The 3159-nt window shown below is 66.0% G+C and carries 4 protein-coding genes; 3 read left to right on the forward strand and 1 reads right to left on the reverse strand.

Going from position 1 to position 3159, the window contains the following annotated elements; translation table 11 throughout:
- Window positions 1–31: 31 nt before the first annotated feature.
- Window positions 32–637: a flavodoxin family protein gene (locus tag VI08_RS20220; protein ID WP_045831446.1), complete on the reverse strand. Its 606-nt coding sequence runs from the start codon at window positions 635–637 to the stop codon at window positions 32–34.
- A gap of 162 nt (window positions 638–799) precedes the next feature.
- Here VI08_RS20220 and VI08_RS20225 point away from each other — a divergent pair, with 162 nt between their 5' ends.
- From VI08_RS20225 to VI08_RS20235, 3 genes are all read left to right on the forward strand, one after another.
- Window positions 800–1123, forward strand: a complete 324-nt coding sequence (locus VI08_RS20225) for a YXWGXW repeat-containing protein (protein WP_045831447.1) — start codon at window positions 800–802, stop codon at window positions 1121–1123.
- Between the two features lie 72 nt (window positions 1124–1195).
- Window positions 1196–2182, forward strand: a complete 987-nt coding sequence (tehA, locus tag VI08_RS20230) for a dicarboxylate transporter/tellurite-resistance protein TehA (RefSeq protein ID WP_045831448.1) — start codon at window positions 1196–1198, stop codon at window positions 2180–2182.
- Between the two features lie 147 nt (window positions 2183–2329).
- A complete protein-coding gene (locus tag VI08_RS20235) occupies window positions 2330–2977 on the forward strand; it encodes a hypothetical protein (protein ID WP_045831449.1) in 648 nt (215 codons plus the stop codon).
- The last annotated feature ends 182 nt before the right edge of the window (window positions 2978–3159 follow it).

The raw sequence follows: 3159 nt of genomic DNA on the forward strand, positions 1-3159 counted from the left end.
GCCCACAGGGGTGGGCTCCTACAGATGTCAGTCATGGCACGGGATAGTTATCCTTTTTCAGCACTTTCGCCAGGTGTGCTGCGTTCGCCGCCAGGGTCTTGATGGTCTGCGCAACCTTTTCCGGGGTTCCCGGCAGGTCTTGGTAATCGGTATCCGTCATGGCCTCGCCGACCCAGTAGGCCGAGCTCCCCGCAGGGATCGAAAAGCCGACGTCTGCTAGAGCCTGGTAGATCTCGGCGGTGACGTGATGTGCGCCGTCTTCGTTACCGACCACTGCCACGATGGCCACCTTGCCCGATGTGGGGTAACGCCCGTCGTCGCCGATATCGCCCAGGATCGCATCCATGCGTTCAAGCACGCGCTTGGCGACGCTGGACGGCTGACCCATCCAGATCGGCGTGGCGATCAGGAGGATATCCGCCTCCATCATCCGCTTGCGAAGTGCTGGCCATGCGTCGCCATCGCCCTCGTCATGGGTAACGCCTGGTTTGATGTCGAGGTCGACGACCCTTTGGCTATCCGTAGCGACACCTAGCTGCCCAAGGGCATCGAGGACCTGGCCCATGAGCTTTTCGGTAGACGATGGCTTGGGCGATGGGGAGAGGGTGCAGTTGAGCCCGAGGGCTTTCAGTGTCATGGGTTGCCTCCGCTGGGGGAGCCCCCACCTTCGATGGGCTGCCGTGCAGGGTGCGTCCCGGCGGCATGAACGTCCGCCAACGCCCTATCCGCCCTCTGGGTGACGAAATGCCCGGGAAAGCGTTGGTTGGCTCTAATCTCGCTTTTTTCCCGAAGGACACCCATGCGCCGAGCGCTCGCCGTCCCCTTTTTGGCCCTCGTCGCCACCGTTTCCCTTTCGGCGTGCGCGCCGCAGCCGCGCCTGGCGCGCAATGAAACCCTCGTGGTGGTCCACCGCGAGCCGCCCACCGACGCCACGGAAAACGACCCTGCCGCCCGTGATGGCTGGGTCTGGGCCCGTGGGTATTGGGCCTGGAACGGCCACGACTACGAGCCGGTGCATGGCCACTGGGAGCGCGACCGCCCCGGCTACCACTACACCCATGCGTTCTGGGAGTACCGCAAGGGCGACTGGATCCTTCACGCCGGGCGCTGGGAAAAAGACTGACCAGCGGAATCACCAAGACCGCCCCGGGTGCTGCCAAGATAGTGGCCGCGTCAGGTAACCCAGGGGCTTGCCATGGTCGTCCAGCGTTCCGTTCCCGCGTCGTTCTTCGGCATGGTCCTGGGCCTTGTCGGCCTGGGGGGCAACTGGCGTAGCGCCAGCCACCTGTGGGGCCTGCCACCCGCGGTAGGCGAGGCCATCATGGCGCTGGCCTTCGTGGTGTGGCTCGTGGTCAGCGCCTTGTACACGCTGAAGTGGGTTGCCCAGCGCGACGCCGCCCTCGAGGAAGCGAAGCACCCGGTGCAATGCTGTTTCATCGGGCTGGCACCCGCGACCACGGCGCTCATGGGGGTCGTGCTCGCGCCCCATGCGCATACTCTGGCTGTCGTGGCCCTGGTCGTCGGTGGAATCGGGCACGTGCTTTTCAGCGTGTGGCGTGTGGGCGACATGCTCCAGGGTGGTCGCGAAGTGACCACGGTCACGCCCGTCATCTACCTGCCATCGGTGGCGGGCAACTTCATCACGGCGATCACTGCCGGCACCCTGGGGTATCCCTCGTGGGGCATCCTCTTCCTGGGTGCGGGCGTCTTCATGTGGCTCGCGCTCGAATCGGTGATCGTCAACCGGCTGTTCCATGCGCAGCCCTTGCCGGTGCCGCTACGGCCGACGCTGGGCATCCAGCTCGCGCCCCCCGTCGTCGCGGTCGCGGCGTGGCTTGCCAACACGCAAGGCGTGCCGGCGCTGTTCGTGCAGGCGACCTGGGGCTACGGCTTGTTGCAGTTCTTCATGATGATCCGCCTGCTGCCGTGGATACGGCAGCAGCCGTTCGCGCCGAGCTACTGGGCCTTCTCGTTCGGCCTCACCGCGCTTTCGGGCACGGCGATCGCTATGACGCTCCGTGGCCTGCCTGGGGCCATCGCGCAGGTGGCGCCCGTGTTGTTCGTTGTCACGAATATCGTCATGGCGATCCTTATCATCGGCACGCTCGTGCGCGCTGCGCAGGGCAAGCTGCTTCCACCGGCGCCAGTGACACAGGCCGCGCCGGAAGCGGCGGCCAAATGATTAAAATGCGCATATCGAGAATATGCCCCATGGACTCAAGCCGTGCTTCGACGTGCCGCTACGCTAGCTCCGGCATCGCCCACATCCCCCAGGTGCCGGCTTGATGCGCCGTGGCGAGGGCGACTTCGCCACGGCGTTTTTTTTGGCGTGGCCGTCGTGGCTGTCCTGGTGCCACTGGCGGCGCAGGCCGAAGGCGGTAGCTACAACGTCGACGACGCGTCGGTGGCGGGGGCAGGGACGTGCCAGCTTGAATCGTGGCTGCGGGCATGGTCGAACGGCACGAACGGTGTGTACGCCGCCCCTGCGTGCGGCATCGGCCCGGTCGAGCTCGGCGTGACGTTGAACACCGGGCAGCACCTGCGCGGCATCGGCGCCAACCCGGGCATCAAGTGGCAGCTGCGCAACGGCGACGACAAGGGCGTGGGCGTGGCCCTCGAAGCCAATGGCACCTACCTTCGCGGCCGCCAGGACGATCTGCAGGCGTATGTCGCCACCACGTTCGGACTCGACGATGCGCGCCGGCTGATGGTGGCGGTGAACATCGGCGCCGACCGCGACCATCGCACCAGGTCGCATCCCCTTTATGGCGTGGGCCTGGACCTTGCGTTGACCCGCCGCGTCACGCTGCTCGTCGAGCGTGTGTGGACCTATCGCACCACCACCGACCAGGGCGGCGTGCGCGTGGCCTTCGGTGAATCCAGCCTCGACCTGGTGGTGGGCGGCGAGCGCGAGGCCATCGAGCGGCCCCGGCATGGTTCCCACTGGATCAACCTGGGGTGGAACGCCGCATTCTGAGATTTTGCTTAGTTCTGGTACGCTTGGATGGCTAAACGATGAGCCAGCCCCCCGATCGGCAAGCCCTAGTCGTCCATTCGGCTTTTACCAAGGGGCTTATCCATGACTCATCGCACCCGCGCGCCTTCGCGCCTCTCGTTGCTCTCGCTCGCCCTCGCGGCCGCCATGCCCGCGGCCCACGC

This window comes from Luteibacter yeojuensis (assembly GCF_000964085.1).
Taxonomy (GTDB): Bacteria; Pseudomonadota; Gammaproteobacteria; order Xanthomonadales; family Rhodanobacteraceae; genus Luteibacter; species Luteibacter yeojuensis_A.

Bases quoted from the DNA above. Each gene is read 5' to 3' on its own strand.
- VI08_RS20220 (WP_045831446.1), bottom strand. From the start codon at position 637: ATGACACTGAAAGCCCTCGGGCTCAACTGCACCCTCTCCCCATCGCCC.
- VI08_RS20225 (WP_045831447.1), top strand. From the start codon at position 800: ATGCGCCGAGCGCTCGCCGTCCCCTTTTTGGCCCTCGTCGCCACCGTT.
- tehA (WP_045831448.1), top strand. From the start codon at position 1,196: ATGGTCGTCCAGCGTTCCGTTCCCGCGTCGTTCTTCGGCATGGTCCTG.